This window comes from Pseudomonas sp. GM18 (assembly GCF_000282195.1).
Taxonomy (GTDB): Bacteria; Pseudomonadota; Gammaproteobacteria; order Pseudomonadales; family Pseudomonadaceae; genus Aquipseudomonas.
On sequence record NZ_AKJT01000107.1, the window covers coordinates 1 to 19,542 of the forward strand.

The following is a 19,542-nucleotide window of genomic DNA, read 5'->3' on the forward strand; positions in this document are numbered from 1 at the left end:
AGTGGGCAACCCGGCATGGATGCCGGGTTAGCCGCCCCCGGCCATGGATGGCCGATGGCGGCGGGCCCACGGAGCAGGACCGGAACGAGGGTACCCTGAGCCTAGGCAAAGGGCCGAACGACAGGGGCAAGAGCGCTTTGGTTACTTTCGCCTGGGCCGGCATTCCGGCTTTTCGAAAGTGACTCGCTGTAAGAGCGAAACCGCCAGCCGCCGTTACCGCAGAAACGGATATGTACCCCAGACCCCGATCACCTCTGCGAATGTCCCTCCATTCAGCGTCTGCGCATATCCCCCCGGTTAACAAAAGATAACGTGGCGTCGATTGTCAGACCTTTCCAAACCCCGATAGGATAAGCCCAGCTTCCGAAGGGGCTCTGGATTGCGGGTTTCAGGACTATGCTCTGGAATAGGGCAGTCCCGGTGAGCACCCCCTTACGGCGCCCTGAAAGGTTGAATGACCTAACAATAATAATGGGGGAAGGTCTATGAGTGAGCCTGTCATGGGTGTGAGTATTTGCCGCCCGCCGGCGTTACGCAGGTTCGCGTTGCTGGCTACAGCGCTCTCGCTGTTGGGTTGTGCCGTGCTGTCGGCCCCTGTGCTGGCCGCTGCCGCGCCGACCGCCGATGTGGTTTATTCCATTGAGTCCGCCAAGGCCAGCAAAGGCCTGATGCTCGATGTCGTGCATGCCGGCAAACGCCTGGTGGCGGTCGGCGATCGCGGACACATTCTTTATTCCGATGACCAGGGCGCGACCTGGACCCAAGCCAAGGTGCCGACCCGGCAACTGCTGACAGCGGTATTTTTTGTCGACGACAAACACGGTTGGGCCGTCGGCCACGACGCGCAGATCCTCGCCAGTGAAGACGGCGGCCTCACTTGGACCAAACAATTCGAAGACCTGCGCCGCGAATCGCCGCTGCTCGACGTCTGGTTCAAGGACGTCAACAGCGGCTTTGCCGTGGGCGCCTACGGTGCCTTGCTGGAAACCACCGACGGCGGCAAAAACTGGGAGGACGCCAGCGATCGCCTGGACAACGAAGACCAGTACCACCTCAACGCTATAGCTGCAGTCAAGGATTCCGGCATTTTCATCGTTGGCGAGCAGGGCAGCATGTTCCGTTCCGCCGATGAAGGGCAGACCTGGGAAAAGCTGGAAGGCCCATACGAAGGCTCGCTGTTCGGCGTCATCGGCACTGCGCAACCGGCCACGCTGCTGGTCTACGGCTTGCGGGGTAATCTCTACCGTTCCACGGATTTCGGCACCACGTGGGAGCAGGTCGAGCTCAAGGCTGCACGCGGTGCGCTGGAATTCGGCCTGTCCGGCGCCACGCTGCTCGACGACGGCTCCATCGTGATCGTCGGCAATGGCGGCAGTGTCATTCGCAGCAGCGACGACGGCGAAACCTTCAGCGTGTTCAACCGCCCGGATCGTATCTCCGTCTCGGCGGTCACGGCGGCGGGCAACGGTAATCTGATTCTGGCAGGCCAGGGCGGCGTTCGCGTCACTTCGCCAACGGGCGCAGAGAATGGAAAAAACGGGTCGTCCAAATGAGCCGGGTAAATAATAAGAAGGCGGGTCTATGACATCCTTAACCACTCCTCATCAGGACAAGGCGACGTTTCTTGAACGCCTGATCTTCAACAACCGCCCGGCGGTGATCGTCATCTGCCTGCTGGTCAGTATTTTCCTGTTCTGGCAGGCGACGCTGATCCGGCCGTCCACCAGCTTCGAAAAAATGATCCCGCTCGAGCATCCGTTCATTGAAAAAATGATGGAGCACCGCAACGATCTGGCGAACCTGGGCAACACCGTACGTATTTCCGTGGAAGCCACCGACGGCGACATCTTCTCCAAGGAGTACATGGAGACGCTGCGCCAGATCAACGACGAGGTGTTCTACATCTCTGGCGTCGACCGTTCCGGCCTCAAGTCGCTGTGGAGTCCGAGCGTACGCTGGACCGAGGTGACGGAGGAGGGCTTTGCCGGCGGTGAAGTGATCCCCCAGAGCTATAACGGCTCCCAGCAAAGCCTCGACCTGCTGCGCAACAACGTGCTCAAGTCCGGGCAAGTCGGGCGCCTGGTGGCCAACGACTTCAAGTCGAGCATCGTCGACATCCCGCTGCTGGAGTCCTACCCGGACCCGCAGGACCAGGGCAAGTTGCTGGCGCTGGACTACCGCAAGTTTTCGCACGAACTCGAAGACAAGATCCGCAACAAGTTCGAAGCCCAGAACCCCAACGTGAAGATCCACATTGTCGGGTTCGCCAAGAAAGTCGGCGACCTGATCGATGGGCTGGTCATGGTGGTGATGTTCTTCGGCGTCGCCTTCGTCATTACCCTGATCCTGCTGTACTGGTTCACCAACTGCATGCGCAGCACCGTGGCGGTACTGAGTACGACACTGGTGGCGGTGGTCTGGCAGCTCGGCTTGATGCACTTTTTCGGCTTCGGGCTGGATCCGTACTCGATGCTGGTGCCGTTCCTGATCTTCGCCATCGGGATTTCCCATGGCGTGCAGAAAATCAACGGTATCGCCTTGCAGTCCAGCGAGGCGGACAACGCGCTGACCGCGGCGCGGCGTACATTCCGTCAGTTGTTCCTGCCGGGGATGATCGCGATCCTCGCGGATGCAGTGGGCTTCATCACACTGTTGATCATCGACATCGGTGTGATTCGCGAACTGGCCATCGGCGCGTCCATCGGCGTGGCGGTGATCGTGTTCACCAACCTGATCTTGCTGCCGGTGGCCATTTCCTACGTCGGTATCAGCAAACGCGCCGTCGACCGCAGCAAGAAAGACGCACATCGCGAGCATCCGTTCTGGCGCCTGCTGGCGAACTTCGCCAGCCCGAAAGTCGCACCGGTCTCCATTGCCCTGGCGCTGATCGCCTTCGGTGGCGGCCTCTGGTACAGCCAGAACCTGAAAATCGGCGACCTCGACCAGGGTGCGCCGGAACTGCGTCCGGACTCGCGTTACAACAAGGACAACAGCTTCATCATCAACAATTACTCCACCAGTTCCGACGTGTTGGTGGTGATGGTCAAGACCAAGCCCGAAGGTTGCTCGCGCCATGAAGCCATGGCGCCGATCGACGAGCTGATGTGGAAGATGCAGAACACCGAGGGCGTGCAGTCGGCTATCTCGCTGGTGACCGTATCCAAGCAAATGATCAAGGGCATGAACGAGGGCAACCTGAAATGGGAAACCCTGTCGCGCAACCCGGACGTGCTGAACAACTCCATCGCCCGTGCCGATGGTCTGTACAACAACAATTGCTCTTTGGCGCCGGTGCTGGTGTTCCTCAACGATCACAAGGCAGAAACCCTGGATCGCGCGGTTCATGCAGTGCAGGACTTCGCCAAAGACAACAACAAGGAAGGCCTGGAATTCATCCTCGCCGCCGGTAACGCCGGGATCGAAGCGGCCACCAACGAGGTGATCAAGCGCTCCGAACTGACGATTCTGGTTCTGGTGTACATCTGCGTCGCGACCATGTGCATGATCACCTTCCGTTCCTGGGCGGCGACCTTGTGCATCGTGCTGCCGCTGGTGCTGACCTCGGTGCTCGGTAACGCGTTGATGGCGTTCATGGGCATCGGCGTGAAAGTGGCAACCTTGCCGGTGGTGGCGCTCGGGGTGGGGATTGGCGTGGATTACGGGATCTACATCTACAGCCGTCTGGAAAGCTTCCTGCGTGCCGGTCTGCCGCTGCAAGAGGCGTACTACCAGACGCTGAAGTCCACCGGTAAAGCCGTGCTGTTCACTGGCCTGTGCCTGGCGATCGGCGTGTGCACCTGGATCTTCTCGGCGATCAAGTTCCAGGCCGACATGGGCCTGATGCTGACCTTCATGTTGCTCTGGAACATGTTCGGCGCGTTGTGGCTGCTGCCAGCGCTGGCGCGGTTCCTGATCAAGCCAGAGAAACTGGCGGGGCAGAAGGGCAATTCGCTGTTCGCTCACTGACCGGCCGCAGAAACAACAAAGCCGCAACCTTGGTTGCGGCTTTGTTGTTGGTGAAGATCAAAAGATCGCAGCCTTACGAGGGATCGGTGCCGAGCACTACGTTCAGCGCATTACGCGCATCGTCGAGTTGCACCAACGTCGCATGCCGCGCGCCCAGCGCATCGCGATTCTCGATCGCCGTAAGAATCGCCTTATGCCGAGGCAACGCCAGTTCATGCAGATTCGGCCGTTGATTGGAGTGCTTCAGGGCTTCGGCAATCGCCACCGACAACATGTTGCACAGGTTCGCCAGCAAGTCGTTGTGGGTCGCGTCGGCGATGCGGCTGTGGAAATCCAGGTCCGGCTGCAACAAGGCTTCAGGCGTCGGTGCCGCCTCCATGCGTTGGTAGGCTTCACCGATGGAGGCGATGTCTTCGTCGGTGGCGAACTGCGCGGCCAAGGCGGCGGCGGCCGGTTCGATGATGCTGCGCACGCTGGTCAGCAGGCTGAAGAACTCATTCTGCGGGCTGCTTTGCATCAACCAGTGCAACACGTCCGGGTCGAGCATGTGCCATTCCCGGCGCGGCTTGACCACGGTGCCGACCCGCGGACGGGAATACACCAGGCCCTTGGCAACCAGCACTCGGGTGGCTTCGCGCAGGACTGGCCGGCTGACCGCGTATTCCTCGCACAACAGGGCTTCGGCGGGCAGTTTGTCGTCCGGTTTGAAACGTCCCGAGACGATCTGCATGCCCAGTTCCTGGACGATGCGCGAGTGCATGCTTTTGCGGTCGGAGGGTTTGCGGTAATCCATGGGGAACGGCGCGGTCCTGAGCAATGGGGTGCCGCGCATGATAGCAGGCGCGAGCGGTGGGCGATCCAGCCCTTTGATGATCGTTCCCACGCGCAGCAAAGGAATGCAGCCTGTGACGCTCCGCGTCACTTTCCGCGCGGGGACGCGGAGCGTCCCTTGAGGCATTCCTTTGTTGCGCGTGGGAACGATCGGCGGATGGGTCAGTGGGAGTGACGCGGCACCTCGGCCCCACGGCATCCGACCAGGAAGTCGAAGTCACACCCCTGATCCGCCTGCAACACATGGTCGATGTACAGCTGACGATAACCACCCACCAGCAGCTGTTGTGGCGGTTGCAGGTCGGCCATGCGCGCGGCCAGTTCTGCATCCGGAATGTCCAGATGCAAACGTCCATTGGCGCAATCAAGCTCGATCCAGTCGCCTTCCTTCACCGCCGCCAAAGGCCCGCCGGCGGCGGCTTCTGGTGCCACATGCAAGACCACGGTGCCGTACGCCGTGCCGCTCATGCGTGCATCAGAAATCCGCACCATGTCGGTCACACCCTGGGCCAGCAGCTTGGCCGGCAAGCCCATGTTGCCGACTTCGGCCATGCCCGGATAACCCTTGGGCCCGCAGTTTTTCATCACCAGAATCGAGTTGGCATCCACGTCCAGTTCCGGATCGTTGATCCGCGCCTTGTACATGTCGAAGTTTTCGAACACCACTGCACGGCCACGGTGTTGCATCAATTCGGCACTCGCGGCGGAGGGCTTGAGCACCGCACCCAGTGGCGCCAGGTTGCCGCGTAATACACAAATGCCGCCGTCGGCGCGGATCGGGTTGTCGAGGGTGCGGATCACTTCGTCCTGGCCGTAGATCGGTGCGTCCTTGGTGTTCTCGCCGAGGGTTTTGCCGTTGACGGTGAGGGCGTTCGGGTTCGGAATCAGGTTGGCTTCGCCGAGGCGACGCAGCACCGCGGGCAAGCCGCCAGCGTAGTAGAACTCTTCCATCAGGAAGCGACCGGACGGTTGCAGATCGACAATGGTCGGCATGCCGCGACCAATGCGGGTCCAGTCATCCAGGTCCAGTTCGACACCGATGCGCCCGGCGATGGCTTTCAAGTGGATCACCGCGTTGGTCGAACCGCCGATGGCGGCATTCACCCGGATGGCGTTTTCGAAGGCTTCCTTGGTGAGGATTTTCGACAGTTTCAAGTCTTCGCGAACCATCTCCACCGCACGCATGCCGGACATGTGCGCCAACACGTAACGGCGCGCATCAACCGCCGGAATCGCCGCGTTGTGGGGCAGGGAAGTACCCAGTGCTTCGGCCATGCAAGCCATGGTCGAGGCGGTGCCCATGGTGTTGCAGGTGCCGGCCGAACGAGACATGCCGCCCTCGGCCGCCAGGAAGTCATCAATGGTGATAGTGCCAGCCTTGACCTGTTCGCTGAGCTGCCACACCACCGTGCCCGAACCGATGTCCTGGCCCTTGTGCTTGCCGTTGAGCATCGGCCCACCGGTCACGACGATCGCCGGCACGTCGCAACTGGCCGCACCCATCAGCAGCGCCGGGGTGGTTTTGTCGCAACCGGTGAGCAGCACCACGCCATCGATCGGGTTGCCGCGAATGGCTTCCTCGACGTCCATGCTCGCCAGGTTGCGGGTGAGCATCGCGGTGGGGCGCAGGTTCGATTCGCCGTTGGAGAACACCGGGAATTCCACAGGAAAGCCGCCGGCTTCGATCACCCCGCGTTTGACGTGCTCCGCGATCTGGCGGAAATGCGCGTTGCACGGGGTCAGCTCCGACCAGGTGTTGCAGATGCCGATGATCGGCTTGCCGTGGAACTGATGGTCGGCGATGCCCTGATTCTTCATCCAGCTGCGGTACATGAAGCCGTTCTTGTCGGCAGTGCCAAACCATTGGGCGGAGCGCAGGGTGGGTTTCTTATCAGTCATGATCGGTTCTCTTATTGTATGACTATATTGTTCGGGCTGTGGCGTAACATAAGCGCAATTTCGGCTGTTTGGAAGTGTTGTTGGTTAAATAGTATTACTATATAGTCGATTTTAACGGAGGGATGGCCCTGGTGGTTTTCCGCGAGAGGCGTCCCCCGAGGTTCTATAACAACAACAATCGGAGACCGAACTCATGAGCCAGGAACTGCGGCTTATCCGTCGCATCACGCTGAAACTGATTCCCTTCCTGATCCTGCTGTATCTGATCGCCTATGTGGATCGCTCAGCCGTGGGGTTCGCCAAGCTACACATGGGCGCCGACATTGGCCTGGGTGACGCGGCTTACGGCCTGGGCGCCGGGCTGTTCTTCATTGGCTACTTTCTGCTGGAAATTCCCAGCAACCTGATGCTCGATCGCTTCGGCGCCCGACGCTGGTTCGCGCGGATCATGGTCACCTGGGGCGCCATTACCATCGGCATGGCGTTCGTCCAGGGCCCGAACAGCTTCTATGTGATGCGCTTTCTGCTCGGCGCGGCCGAAGCCGGGTTCTTTCCGGGCGTGCTGTACTACATCACCCAATGGTTCCCGATTCGCCATCGCGGCAAGATCCTCGGGTTGTTCATCCTTTCCCAACCCATCGCAATGATGATCACCGGCCCGGTGTCCGGCGGTTTGCTCGGCATGGACGGCATCCTTGGCCTGCACGGCTGGCAGTGGTTGTTCATCGTCATCGGTACGCCAGCGATCCTGCTGACCTGGCCGGTGCTGCGCTACTTGCCGGACGGCCCGGACCAGGTGAAATGGATGGATCAGTCCGAGAAAAACTGGCTGACCGGGGAACTGAAGAAAGACCTCGCCGAATATGGCCAGACCTGCCACGGCAATCCGCTGCATGCACTGAAGGACAAACGGGTGTTGCTGCTGGCGCTGTTCTATCTGCCGGTGACTCTGAGCATTTACGGTCTCGGTTTGTGGCTGCCGACGTTGATCAAGCAGTTCGGTGGCACGGACCTGGTGACCGGGTTCGTGTCGTCGGTGCCGTACATCTTCGGGATCGTCGGTTTGCTGATCATCCCGCGCTGTTCCGACCGCCTGAATGATCGCTACGGTCATCTGGCGGTGCTTTATGTGTTGGGTGCCATCGGCCTGTTCCTCAGCGCCTGGCTGTCGGTGCCGGTGCTGCAATTGGCGGCGTTGTGCCTGGTGGCGTTCGCGCTGTTTTCCTGCACCGCGGTGTTCTGGACCTTGCCGGGGCGCTTCTTCGCCGGCGCCAGTGCAGCGGCAGGGATCGCCTTGATCAACTCGGTGGGCAACCTCGGCGGCTACATCGGCCCGTTCGTGATCGGTGCGCTGAAGGAATACACCGGCAACCTGGCGTCGGGGCTGTACTTCCTGTCCTGCGTGATGGTGTTCGGCCTGATCCTGACCTGCGTGGTGTATCGCCTGCTGGAGCGTAAGCACGTGCTGTCGGCCGACCAGTTTGCCGCCAGCGCACGCGGTGCTACCCGGACCTGAGGTCAACACGATTCAAATGTGGGCGCGGGCTTGCGGCGTTTTCGAGTTTGTTTACAGGAGAAAGACATGCGTTTAGTTCAGTTCGAATTGAGTAATGGCGAACGCCGCGTCGGCGTGGTCGAAGACGGCCTGGTGCGTGAAGTGCAGGATGCTCACTCGGTGCGGGATCTGGCGCTGGCGGCGATCGAGGCAGGGGTCAATCTTGAGCAACAGGTTCAAACCCTGGGGCTGGGCATCAGCCACAATTATGCCGAGCTGCTGGCCAAGCTGCGCATCCTGCCGCCGCTGGATCACCCGGATCCGGCGCATATGCTGGTCAGCGGCACTGGCCTGACCCATTTGGGCAGCGCTTCGGCCCGGGACAAAATGCATCAGCAGGCCGGCGACGAAGCGGCGATGACCGACACCATGCGCATCTTCAAGTGGGGCGTGGAGGGCGGTAAACCCGCCGCCGGCCAGGCCGGTGTACAACCGGAATGGTTCTACAAGGGCGATGGCAGCATTGTCGTGCGACCGGGTAAACCGTTCCCGTTGCCGCCCTTTGCCGAAGATGCCGGGGAAGAGCCAGAGCTCAGCGGCCTCTATGTCATCGGCCACGACGGCAAACCGTATCGCCTCGGTTTCGCGGTGGGTAACGAGTTTTCCGATCATGTGATGGAGCGCAAGAATTACCTTTACCTGGCCCATTCGAAACTGCGCAGTTGCAGCTATGGCCCGGAGCTTCGGGTCGGCGAATTGCCGCAACACCTGGCGGGCAGCAGCCGCATCCTGCGCGACGGCGAAGTGCTGTGGCAGAACGAGTTCCTCAGTGGCGAAGCCAACATGTGCCACAGCCTGGAAAACCTTGAGTATCACCATTTCAAGTACAGCCAGTTCCTGCGCCCTGGCGATGTGCACATCCACTTTTTCGGCACCGCGACCCTGTCCTTCGCCGATGGCATCCGCACCCGGCCGGGCGATGTGTTCGAGATCAGTCAGGCCGAGTTCGGTGCGCCGTTGATCAACGGCATCGCTCCGGTTGAAGCAGCGTTCGAACCCGGCACCGTCGGCACACTTTAAGGAGACCCCCATGACCCGGATTCTTGGTCACAATTACATTGGCGGTGAGCGCAGCGCTGCCGGCACCGTCAAACTGCAGAGCGTCGATGCCAGCACTGGCGAGGCCTTGCCCCACGATTTCTTCCAGGCCACCGCTGCAGAAGTCGACGCCGCCGCTCAGGCTGCCGCCGCCGCTTACCCGGCCTATCGCAGCCTGAGCGCCGAACGCCGCGCGCAATTTCTGGATGCGATTGCCGATGAACTCGACGCCCTGGGCGATGAGTTCGTGGCTGTGGTCTGCCGTGAAACCGCGTTGCCGACGGCCCGGATTCAAGGCGAGCGTGGGCGCACCAGCGGCCAGATGCGTCTGTTCGCCAAGGTGCTGCGGCGTGGTGATTTCTATGGCGCGCGGATTGATCTGGCGCTACCGGAACGCCAGCCACTGCCACGTCCGGACCTGCGTCAGTACCGCATTGGCCTGGGACCGGTGGCGGTGTTTGGCGCGAGTAACTTTCCGTTGGCGTTTTCCACGGCTGGCGGCGACACCGCTTCCGCCCTGGCCGCTGGCTGCCCGGTGGTGTTCAAGGCCCACAGTGGCCACATGGCAACCGCTGAATGGGTGGCCGACGCGGTGATCCGCGCTGCCGAGAAAACCGCGATGCCGGCCGGTGTGTTCAACATGATCTACGGCGGCGGAGTAGGGGAAGCACTGGTCAAGCATCCGGCGATTCGGGCAGTCGGTTTTACCGGTTCACTGAAAGGTGGCCGGGCGCTGTGCGACATGGCCGCGGCACGGCCGCAGCCGATTCCGGTGTTTGCCGAGATGTCGAGCATCAACCCGGTGATCGTGTTGCCGCAGGCGCTGCAAGTTCGTGCTGAAAGCATTGCCCGTGACCTCACGGCTTCGGTGGTGCAGGGCTGCGGGCAGTTCTGTACCAATCCGGGTCTGGTGATCGGCATTCGTTCGCCGCAGTTCAGTGCGTTCGTGCAGCAGGTGGCCGGGTTGATCGGCGATCAGCCGGCGCAAACCATGCTCAATGCCGGCACCTTGAGCAGTTATGGCAAAGGCCTTCAGAAACTCCTCGCCCACCCGCAGATCGAGCATCTGGCGGGTAATCCACAACAAGGCAATCAGGCGCAGCCGCAGCTGTTCAAGGCGAATGTGAGCCTGTTGCTCGATGGCGATGAAGTGCTGCAAGAGGAAGTGTTCGGTCCGACCACGGTGTTCGTTGAAGTGGCGGATCAGGCGCAACTCAGTGCTGCGCTGAACGGCCTGCACGGGCAACTGACGGCAACGATTATCGGTGAGCCGGCGGACTTCGAACGCTTCGGCGAACTGACGCCATTGCTGGAACAGAAGGTCGGGCGGATCTTGCTCAACGGTTATCCGACCGGTGTGGAAGTCTGCGATTCGATGGTCCATGGCGGACCCTATCCGGCGACTTCCGATGCGCGCGGCACCTCGGTGGGCACCCTGGCCATCGACCGTTTCCTGCGCCCGGTGTGCTTCCAGAACTACCCCGACAGCCTGCTGCCGGAAGCGTTGAAGAATGGCAACCCGTTGCGTATTCAGCGCCTGGTAGATGGCAAGCCATCACGCGACGCTCTCTAACCGCCCACAACTGATTGGCTCGGTCCGCTGTAACTGATCGTTCCCACGCTCTGCGTGGGAATGCAGCCCGTGACGCTCCGCGTCACATCAACAGCCGAACGCAGAGCGTCCGTTGAGGCATTCCTTTGCTGCGCGTGGGAACGATCATTGCGGTGTGATGAGCTATCATTGCGGCTTTCCCATTCAAAGATTGACTGCCATGACTGCCGTAAACGACACCTTGCTCAACGCCCTCGAACACTGCGACATGCTGGAGATCGACGGGCTGCACGCTTTCGACTTCTCTCTCGATGAAGACGATAACCTGCACATCGAATGCATGGACGGTCGGGCGCTCAAGCGCTGGGAGTTCAGCATGGCGCAGATCAAGGCAGCGACTTTCGATGCTGACTTGAAGAGCTGGATCATCACTGGTGATTCCGGTGAGCACCGGCTGGTGCCTATGGAAGCGTTCGGCGGTCAGGATGACGAGGACGAAACGAATGAAGATGCGTAACTTCTGGCCACTGTTGATCGCCGGCAGCGTCGGCGCGATGGGCGTGCAGGCAGCGCCGGTCGACAACTACGAATTGCTGGTGGGGTCGTACACCGCCGGCCAGAGCCAGGGGATTTATCGCCTGAACTTCGACAGCCGCACCGGGCAGATCGATGCCAAACCCCTGCAAGTGGTAAAGAGCGCCAACCCGTCCTGGCTGACCGTGTCCAAGGATCAACATCACCTGTTCGCGGTCAACGAAAACGGCCCGGGGCAGGCCGATCCGGTAGGGCGCGTCAGCAGTTACGCAATCGATCCGAAAACCCATCAACTGAGCCTGATCAATCAGGTGCAAACCCTGGGCAACGAGCCGACACATTCGAGCATCAGCGGTGATGCCAGCCATCTGTTTGTCAGCAACTACTCGGTGGCTGAAGACCCGGGCGGCACCCTGGTGGTGTTACCGCTGGGCAGCGATGGCACGCTTAAATCGGTGGTGCAGATGAGCAGTCATCCGGCCAGTCGGGTCAACCCCGAGCGGCAGATGTCGGCGCACGTGCATTCGGTGGTTTCTTCGTCGGACGGCCACTACGTGTTTTCCAACGACCTGGGCGCGGACAAAATCTTTGTCTATCGCTTCGACCCCAAGGCCAATCCGGAGCGACCGTTGACCGCCGCCAAACCGGCCTTCGTCCAGTTGCCACCCGGCAGTGGGCCGAGACATTTGCTGTTCAGCGCCGATGGCAAGCACGCCTGGCTGACCATGGAAATGAGCGCGCAGGTGGCGGTATTTGACTACAAGGACGGCGAACTCGAACAAACGCAGTTGGTCGACCTGGCGGCGGGGCTGCCCACATCGGGCAAGGCTGCGGCTGCGCTTCACGCCTCGGTCGATGGCAAGTTCCTTTACGTCAGCAACCGTGGCACCGCCAATCAGTTGCTGGTGTTCGCCATCGACCCGGCAACCGGCCACCTCAAGGAGCTTCAGCGTCGCTCGGTGGACGGCGATCACCCGCGCGAGTTCAGCCTCGACCCGAGCGGTAAGTTCGTGCTGATTGCCAACCAGAAGAGCAACCAGATTGTCGTCATCGAGCGCAATGCCAAGACCGGTCTGTTGGGCAAAACCGTGCAAAAACTGCCGATGGATGCCCCGAGCGATCTCAAGTTCCTGCTGCGTCAATAGGCCGCAGGCCCCGGTTGATGGGGCCTGCAACCTTCTATTAATGAGACTGATATCGGCTAATGCTACAAAGCATTTCAAGGCGCCGACCCTCGGGAGTTAAGTTTGCTTCACGGCCCAACCGGGCAAGCAAGCCAACTGAATCGAGGAATACCGCCATGAACTTCAATCTTTTCTCTGTCATCGCCGCTTCCGCTATTTCCGCCACGGTTGCACTGCCAGCCAGCGCCAACGTTGAAATCAGCGACAAAAAATCCCACACCCAAAGCTACACCCAGAAATACCTGCAACAGAGCGCCAACTTCTACGCCGCGCTGGATCACAAAGCCCAACACTGAAATGTCAGCCCTGCACCCTTTATGCAGGAGCGAAGTCACTTGCCGATCGGCCCACAGGCGTCGAAAAGCCCCGAAGTGATGTCGCTCCTGCATAACGCATTTACGACAGCATCATATTGCTATCAATGTAATGCTTGATATCACATGGCCACGTGTTTAAATTTGACGCTGATTTTTTGACTCCTTCTCTAAAAGGATCGACAGCATGGCGATGCGTCTGGCAGTGGTTCTCCTGTTTCTCTATTCCACCCCGATTCTGTCGGCTGCCCAGCCCGTTCCCAACGAGCCGGACGCGGCCCGTGAGCGCTTGATGAGTTTTATCGAGGACTGAAACACGTGGGGTTCAAGATCAATAAAACTGATAGCTACTATGCATAAAGGTCGCTAGTTATCTTCTGTTTTTTGATCGATTCTGTGGGCACTGAAACATGCCCACGGAGAACACCATGGCCAGCACCATCCTCACTTCTGCCAAACACGGCGCCTACCTGGCCATTGGTCTTTACGTGGCCATGGTGTTGGTCGTCAGCCTTTCGGCTCAATCGCAACACAGCCTTCAAGCACCGATTCAGGTCGCTTATCCCGGCATCCAGTTCGAACACCGCGCTCAAAACGCGGTGGTTAATGAGGTCGACGTGGCGGGAGTGGCAGGGGCATGAAAGGACGCAGACTCTGGGTCATCGCCTTCCTGGCGTTCATGACCAATGGCGCTTCGTTATTAGGGATCGGGCAAGGCTCGGCGGGGTCGGTGGCACGCGCCATCGAATGCAACCACAACATCGCCCACAACATCCAGACCGCCAAAGCGCTGGAGTTGCTGGTGGGTAATCCACCGAGCAAATCCAATGGTGAATTCTTCGGGCCATTCCAGGTGGATTGTTCGGCGTTGGGGATGTGCTCGGTGTTGGCCTGAATCCCTCACCTGCACCCACACCTGTAGCAGCTGCCGAAGGCTGCGTTCGGCTGCGGAGCAGTCGTAAAACCAGAGCTTGCGGTGCATCAGTCAGACCGCATCAGCCGAGTTTACGACTGCTACGCAGCCGAACGCAGCCTCGCACGCTCGGCAGCTGCTACAAAGGCTGCTTCTGCATCACACCTGTGAACAACTCCGACTCGATGAACCGCTGCAACCAGCCCTGCAATCGCCCATAAGGCGTCTGCCCGAACCATTCGCGATCCACATGCGCGAATTGCCTCACGAACGGCATCAAGGCGACATCCGCCAGGCTCGGGTGCTCGCCCAGCAAGTAGTCGCGCCCCTCCAGCAATTGATCCAGCTTGCGCAAGAACACCTCGCCCTCGGCGCGATAAAACGTCATCGGCTGCTCGGGATAACGCTCGGCGTATTTGTAGCGATTCAGATGCACCTTGAACACCTGATCGTTCTCGTCGATCAGCCTGGCGATGTATTGCTGCCCGACAGGGTCATCCTTGAGCAACCAGTCCTGCGGATCGTTCTGCGCCAGCGCCCAGCGCATGACTTCCAGGCTTTCATCGATCACCCGGCCGTCCACGCTCAGCACCGGCACCGTGCCTTTGCTCGACAGCGCGAGCATTTCGGCCGGTTTGGCCTTGAGGCTGACCTCGATGATATTCACCGCAACTCCCGAATAACGCAGGGCCATGCGAGCGCGCATGGCGTAGGGGCAGCGGCGGAACGAATACAGCGTGATCATTTCACCTCCAAGGTACTCAGGCCGTTGCCCTGACGGTGGACCTGGATCTGCACCGGAATCCGTTCATGCATTTCCTGTACGTGGGAAATTACCGCGACCTTGCGTCCCTGCGCTTGCAGGCCGTCGAGGGCGTCCATGGCCAGTTGCAGGGATTCGGGGTCGAGGCTGCCGAAGCCTTCGTCGATGAACAACGATTCGATTTTCAGCGTGCTCGACGCCATCGATGCCAAGCCGAGTGCCAGGGCCAGCGACACCAGGAACGTCTCACCGCCGGACAGCGAATGCACCGAGCGCAGTTCATCGCCCATTTCGGTGTCCATCACCAATAAGCCGAGCATGCTGCCGCCCCGTTTCAGGCGATAGCGCCGCACCAGTTGCCGCAACTGAACGTTGGCGTGATGCACCAGCAAGTCGAGGTTGTAGGCCTGGGCGATTTTACGGAAGGTGTCGCCGGTGGCCGAACCGATCAGCGCATTCAAGCGCGCCCAGCGCTGGTACTCGGCGTAGGTGTCGGCGATCTGCTGCGCCAGTGCCTGATTGGCGTTCTGTCGACGCTGATCTTCGGTTTGTTCGGCGCGCAATTCGGCGCAGCGATGCTCGCTGGCGGCGAACAGGTTTTGCAGTTCGGCAAGCGCAGTGGCCAGTTGTTCGGCGCCCAGGTTGCCGTTGTGCTGCGCCTGATGATCGAGCAAGCGCTGATCCCGCTCCTGCAAGAGCACCTTGGCTTGGGCGATGTCTTGTTCGCTTTGCTGCAATCGTTGACGCAGCTCGCTGAGCTGTTGGTCGTTGACGCCGAGCAGCGCTTCCAGCCCACCGTCGTCCAGCTCCGGATGCTGCGCGCGCCAGTCGGCGATCTTGCTGCTCAGCTCTCGGTCTTCGCTTTCCAGGGCTTGCGCACGCTCCTGTTGCGCCTTGAGTTCGGCGGCCAGTTGCACCAGCCCCGTGCGCACGCTTTGCAGTTCCTGATTGGCCGTCGCCTCGGCGCTGCGCGCCTGCTCGACGGCCTGATCCAGTTGCTGCTGCCATTGTTCGGCGCTGGCGTGTTCGCCCAGCAGTTGTGTCAGTTTTTCCTGGCAAGCCTGTTGTTGCCCGGCCAGCGCGCTGAACTGCTGCTGCGCGGCGTCCAGTTGCTGGGTGCGAGTCTGCTGGCGGTCCTGTTCTTTGTCCAGCGTCTGTTGGCGTTGTTGCTGTTCATCGAGTTCATCGCGCTGCTGCTCGAGTTGTTGCAGACGCTGGGCGATCTGCCGGTCGAGCTGCATGAAGGTCGCGGCGGGTTCGTTACGCAGCGCTTCCAGCGTCTCGGCTGGCAGCAGGCTGCTGAACGCGGTCAGTTCTTCGTCCAGGCGTTGGCGATCGCTGCTCAACTCCCGTTGCTGGTTGAGCAGGTGTTGTGTCGCCTGTTGGTTCGCCGCTTCAGCGCTGCGCAGTTGCTGCGCCAGGCGCGCGGCATCCTGTTGCAGGGTGAGCAGGGCGGTTTGCCGCTGTTCGTCCTGGGTGATGCTCTGGTTCAACTGGCTGCTTTGTTGGGTCAGCCAGGCATCGCGTTTGTTTGCGTCCTGGGCCAACAGTTGAGCAGACAGAGGGTGCGCTTCCAGGCTCGGCGCCAAGCTCTGTTGCTGAGTGGCGAGTTGTTCTTGCTGCTGTTTCAGCTCTTTCAGTTGAGCGATTATTCCGCTGTATTGGGCTCGCAGATCGATGACTTTTTCATTGAGTAGATCGACGGCTTTTTTGGCGTTGGCCTGCTCGTTTTCATCGTGACGACCCAAGCTTTGCAGTAGCGCTTCTGGCTGATGGTAAGGGTGCTCGGCACTGCCACATACGGGGCAGGGCTGATCGTCCTGCAGTTGTTCGCGCAATTGTTCAACGCTTTCGCTGCGCGCAAGTCGCTGACGCTCCAGCAGTTCGCGGGTGACGGTCAGGGTCTGTTCGGCAACTGCTAATTCAGCCTTTGCTTCGCCACCTTCGCGGGTTAAGCGATCTCGTTCTTGCAGTGCTACCTGTTGGCGCTGCTGCAACTCGGCGCCGCGCTTATCCAGTTCCTGCAGGCTGGCCCACAGCCGAGTCAGCTCTTCAATGGCCCGCAGTTGCTTGCGGTTGTCTTGGAGCAGACTGCCGAGGATCTGAATCTGCTCGGCCACCGCTTCGGGCTCGGCGCCGGCCTCTTTGTACAGCAGCTCAAGGCTCTGGCGCTGGATGGCCAGATCCTCGGCGGCGCGGGTGGCGCTTTGCTCCAGGGCGGCCAGTTCGGTCTGGCCCTTGTTCAAGCGATTGCCGATCAGCATCAGTTGCTGCAGACGATCGCGGTACGCGTTCCAGGCATCGCTCAGCGGCGCCAGATGAGTGCTTTGCTCAAGCTCACCGGCCATTCGCTGCAACCGTTCCGCGACCTGTTTCTGTTGGTCGAGCAAACCCTGAATCGTGCTTTGGCCCTGAGTACAGGCCAATTCCGCCTGCTGCTTGAGGTCGGCACTGAGGGTGGCATCCTTGACCAGACGGGCGAGGGTGCTTTGCTCTTCAAAGGCCTGACGCAGCAGTGGTGCGCTGTGGCTGTGTTGGCTCTGCGCCGCGGCCAGTGCCGTTTGCGCCGCGCTCAGGCTGTGTTCGAGCTGAGCCTGACGCGCGTTCAGTTCAGTCTGCTGTTGAATATGCTGCTGAATCTGCGCCGCCAGCGGTGTGAGCTGGGTGGTCAGTTCGGTCTTTCGCGCGAATTGGTGCCGTTGCGGGGCCAGTTGCTCCAGGCGGGTCAGCTTCAAGCGCTCGCTGGCCAGGTTGTTCCAATGCTGCTGGGCGGATTGCAGTTGCTCGGTGGCGCTCCGTTGTGCGTCCTGCAACTGGTGCAGGTCCTTGAGCCAGGTGTGTTGCAACTCCAATTGCTTGAGCTGCGCCTGCTGGGTCTTGAGTTGTTGCTGCGCGTCGTTGAAGCGCTCATCGAGCTCGGCCCGCGCTTCCGGCGACAGCGGCGTGACCCCGGTGGCCTGGTCCTGCAACAGCTTGTGGGCTTCGCGGGCTTCTTTGGTCTTGTCGAAGGCGCGGCGACCGAGGCGGGTGTAGAGCGCGGTGTCGGTGAGCTTTTCCAGCAGTTCGCTACGGTCGTTGTCGTCCGCCTTGAGGAACGCGCTGAACTCGCTTTGGGCCAGCAACACGGCGCGGGTGAACTGTTCGAAGTTCAGGCCCAGTACGGACTCGATCTGGCTTTTGAATTCAAGTTTCTGACTGGCGAGCAGTTGATCCTGATCGATATCGCGCAGGCTCTGGCGACTGGCTTGCAGTTTGCCACCAGCCTTTTCCCTGGCACGATTGGCTTCCCAGCGTGCGCGATAACGGCGGCCATCGATGCCAACAAAATCCACTTCGGCAAAGCCTTCACCGGTGCCGCGACGCAACAGCGTACGCGGATCGCCAGTGCTGATTTCACCATCGGCGTCCGGGGTTTTGGCGGAAGCTTGAGCGTTGTTCAGCCGCGGCACGGCGCCAAACAGCGCCAGACACAGCGCATCGAGCAGCGTGCTTTTGCCGGCGCCAGTCGGCCCGGTAATCGCAAACAGACCGGCACTGGCCAAGGGTTCGGCGGTGAAGTCGATTTCAAACGGCCCAGCCAGGGAGGCGAGGTTTTTCAGGCGGATCGCGAGGATTTTCATGGTTGTTCGCTCTCCATCTGCACGTCTTGCAACAGCTCGGCGAAGTCGTTGAGGGTTTGCTCGTCGACCTCGCTGCCGTAGTTGTCCTGCCAGGCGCGGCTGAACAGTTCCTGCGGCGTCAGCTGATCCAGCTCGATCAAAGTGGCGCCGTCATCGACGCCGTCGCGGCTGCCGTTGCCGGCGTATTCGGCAGCAATCCGCACCAGTCGTACCGCCTTGCCTTGCAGGGCCGTTTCCACTTGATGGCGCAGGTCCGGTTGCGGTTCGTCGAGACGCACCCGCACTTCCAGCCATGGTTGGCGCTGGATGTCGGCGAGCAGGTCGATGTTGGGCAGGTCGGCCAGTTGTAGCAGGACCTCCGCCAGCGGCGCGGGGCCGAGGCGTTGCAGGTTCACTGGCCGGGGGATCAGTTTCGGTTCGACGCTGAGCAGGGTTTCGCCATCCAGTTTGATGTCGAGAATCTGATGCTGGTAACCGATCTCGGAAAACGACAGAGGTATCGGCGAGCCGCTGTAGCGGATGCGTTCTTCACCGTTGACCTTCTGCGGTTTGTGCAAATGCCCGAGGGCGACATAGCTGATGCTCGGCCCGAACAGGCTGGCGGGCAGGGCTTCGGCGTTGCCGATGATCAGGCTGCGCTCGGAGTCCTCGGAAACCGAACCGCCGGCCATGTGCGCATGGCTGATGGCGATCAGCGCCTGACCCGGCTTGCGCTTGGCGTTCGCCGCTTCGATCAGCCATTCGTGAACCTGGCCGATACCGCGCAAATAGTTGTCACCCAGATGCGCGCCGGTCACTTCGGCGGGACGCAGGAACGGCAGCGCCAGGCACCAGGCAGCGATTGCGCCGCTGGCATCCGGCAACGGCAGCAACAGGCGTTCGGCATCCAGTTGACCGTCATCCAGCCACAGCACGCGCCCGAGCGCGTGAGTGCGCAAGCGGCGCATCAACGGCGCGGGCAGTTCGATGCGCGAGCCGGAGTCGTGGTTACCGGCGATCATCACGATGGTCAGCAAGGGTTGCTGTTCGTGGGCGCTGACGATGAAATCGTAGAGGCGTTCCTGGGCTTTGACCGGCGGGTTGACCGTGTCGAAGATATCGCCGGCAATCAGCAGCACATCGGGCTGCTCCAGCTTCAGCTGACGCAGCAGCCAGTCGAGGAAACAGGCGTGCTCGAAATCGCGCTCCTGGCCGTGCAGGTTTTGCCCAAGGTGCCAGTCGGAGGTGTGGAACAGACGCAAGGCGTACTCCGCAACAAATAAAGTGATGGCCGCAAGAAGAATGATGGCGGCTCAAAGAGAGGAGAGTTTACTGGCAAACACTTGGGATGTGGTCAGGCACTCTTTGTAGCAGCTGGCGAAGCCTGCGTTCGG

The 19,542-nt window shown here is 60.7% G+C and carries 16 protein-coding genes; 11 read left to right on the plus strand and 5 right to left on the minus strand.

The genetic code is table 11. The features are described from left to right. Nucleotides 1–485 precede the first annotated feature (485 nt). Both PMI21_RS03505 and PMI21_RS03500 read left to right on the plus strand, forming a co-directional pair. Nucleotides 486–1,553, plus strand: a complete 1,068-nt coding sequence (locus tag PMI21_RS03505; protein WP_007941310.1) for a WD40/YVTN/BNR-like repeat-containing protein — start codon at nt 486–488, stop codon at nt 1,551–1,553. A gap of 28 nt (nt 1,554–1,581) precedes the next feature. Continuing rightward, entirely contained in the window at nt 1,582–3,966 is a 2,385-nt protein-coding gene (locus tag PMI21_RS03500; RefSeq protein WP_007941312.1) for an efflux RND transporter permease subunit, read from the plus strand. A 73-nt stretch (nt 3,967–4,039) separates the two neighbouring features. Here PMI21_RS03500 and PMI21_RS03495 read toward each other — a convergent pair whose 3' ends face one another. Next, nucleotides 4,040–4,759: a FadR/GntR family transcriptional regulator gene (locus tag PMI21_RS03495; protein WP_086776271.1), complete on the minus strand. Its 720-nt coding sequence runs from the start codon at nt 4,757–4,759 to the stop codon at nt 4,040–4,042. Nucleotides 4,760–4,959: 200 nt separating this feature from the next. Continuing rightward, complete coding sequence (locus PMI21_RS03490; protein WP_007941314.1) at nt 4,960–6,696, minus strand: IlvD/Edd family dehydratase; 1,737 nt, start codon at nt 6,694–6,696, stop codon at nt 4,960–4,962. A gap of 193 nt (nt 6,697–6,889) precedes the next feature. Here PMI21_RS03490 and PMI21_RS03485 point away from each other — a divergent pair, with 193 nt between their 5' ends. The 9 genes from PMI21_RS03485 to PMI21_RS03450 all read left to right on the plus strand — a co-directional run bounded on the left by PMI21_RS03485 (nt 6,890) and on the right by PMI21_RS03450 (nt 13,768). Continuing rightward, nucleotides 6,890–8,212, plus strand: coding sequence for an MFS transporter (locus PMI21_RS03485; RefSeq protein WP_007941315.1), 1,323 nt, complete (start codon nt 6,890–6,892; stop codon nt 8,210–8,212). 66 nt (nt 8,213–8,278) lie between these two features. Continuing rightward, nucleotides 8,279–9,271 carry an AraD1 family protein gene (gene araD1, locus PMI21_RS03480; protein ID WP_007941316.1) on the plus strand — a complete coding sequence of 331 codons (993 nt, stop codon included), beginning with the start codon at nt 8,279–8,281 and terminating at the stop codon, nt 9,269–9,271. A gap of 10 nt (nt 9,272–9,281) precedes the next feature. Then, complete coding sequence (locus PMI21_RS03475) at nt 9,282–10,862, plus strand: aldehyde dehydrogenase (NADP(+)) (protein WP_007941317.1); 1,581 nt, start codon at nt 9,282–9,284, stop codon at nt 10,860–10,862. 199 nt (nt 10,863–11,061) lie between these two features. Then, nucleotides 11,062–11,358, plus strand: a complete 297-nt coding sequence (locus PMI21_RS03470) for a DUF5629 family protein (RefSeq protein ID WP_007941318.1) — start codon at nt 11,062–11,064, stop codon at nt 11,356–11,358. Beyond that, entirely contained in the window at nt 11,351–12,520 is a 1,170-nt protein-coding gene (locus PMI21_RS03465) for a lactonase family protein (protein WP_033064215.1), read from the plus strand. Before PMI21_RS03470 ends, PMI21_RS03465 begins: the two co-directional genes overlap by 8 nt. Nucleotides 12,521–12,675: 155 nt before the next feature. Next, nucleotides 12,676–12,855: a hypothetical protein gene (locus PMI21_RS03460; RefSeq protein WP_007941320.1), complete on the plus strand. Its 180-nt coding sequence runs from the start codon at nt 12,676–12,678 to the stop codon at nt 12,853–12,855. A gap of 205 nt (nt 12,856–13,060) precedes the next feature. Further along, nucleotides 13,061–13,186, plus strand: a complete 126-nt coding sequence (locus PMI21_RS30020) for a hypothetical protein (protein ID WP_007901166.1) — start codon at nt 13,061–13,063, stop codon at nt 13,184–13,186. A 115-nt stretch (nt 13,187–13,301) separates the two neighbouring features. Next, entirely contained in the window at nt 13,302–13,514 is a 213-nt protein-coding gene (locus tag PMI21_RS03455) for a hypothetical protein (RefSeq protein WP_007941321.1), read from the plus strand. Then, a complete protein-coding gene (locus PMI21_RS03450) occupies nt 13,511–13,768 on the plus strand; it encodes a hypothetical protein (RefSeq protein WP_007941322.1) in 258 nt (85 codons plus the stop codon). The genes PMI21_RS03455 and PMI21_RS03450 overlap by 4 nt, the downstream gene beginning before the upstream one ends. A gap of 157 nt (nt 13,769–13,925) precedes the next feature. Here PMI21_RS03450 and PMI21_RS03445 read toward each other — a convergent pair whose 3' ends face one another. Genes PMI21_RS03445 through PMI21_RS03435 form a run of 3 tightly spaced genes read right to left on the minus strand, consistent with a single transcriptional unit; the run spans nt 13,926 to nt 19,410 of the window. After that, nucleotides 13,926–14,531: a glutathione S-transferase gene (locus tag PMI21_RS03445; RefSeq protein ID WP_007941323.1), complete on the minus strand. Its 606-nt coding sequence runs from the start codon at nt 14,529–14,531 to the stop codon at nt 13,926–13,928. After that, the gene (locus PMI21_RS03440) at nt 14,528–18,169 is read right to left on the minus strand and encodes an AAA family ATPase (protein ID WP_007941324.1); all 3,642 of its coding nucleotides are present in this window, start codon (nt 18,167–18,169) and stop codon (nt 14,528–14,530) included. The genes PMI21_RS03445 and PMI21_RS03440 overlap by 4 nt, the downstream gene beginning before the upstream one ends. Beyond that, nucleotides 18,166–19,410 carry an exonuclease SbcCD subunit D C-terminal domain-containing protein gene (locus PMI21_RS03435; protein ID WP_007941325.1) on the minus strand — a complete coding sequence of 415 codons (1,245 nt, stop codon included), beginning with the start codon at nt 19,408–19,410 and terminating at the stop codon, nt 18,166–18,168. The genes PMI21_RS03440 and PMI21_RS03435 overlap by 4 nt, the downstream gene beginning before the upstream one ends. Between the last annotated feature and the right edge of the window lie 132 nt (nt 19,411–19,542).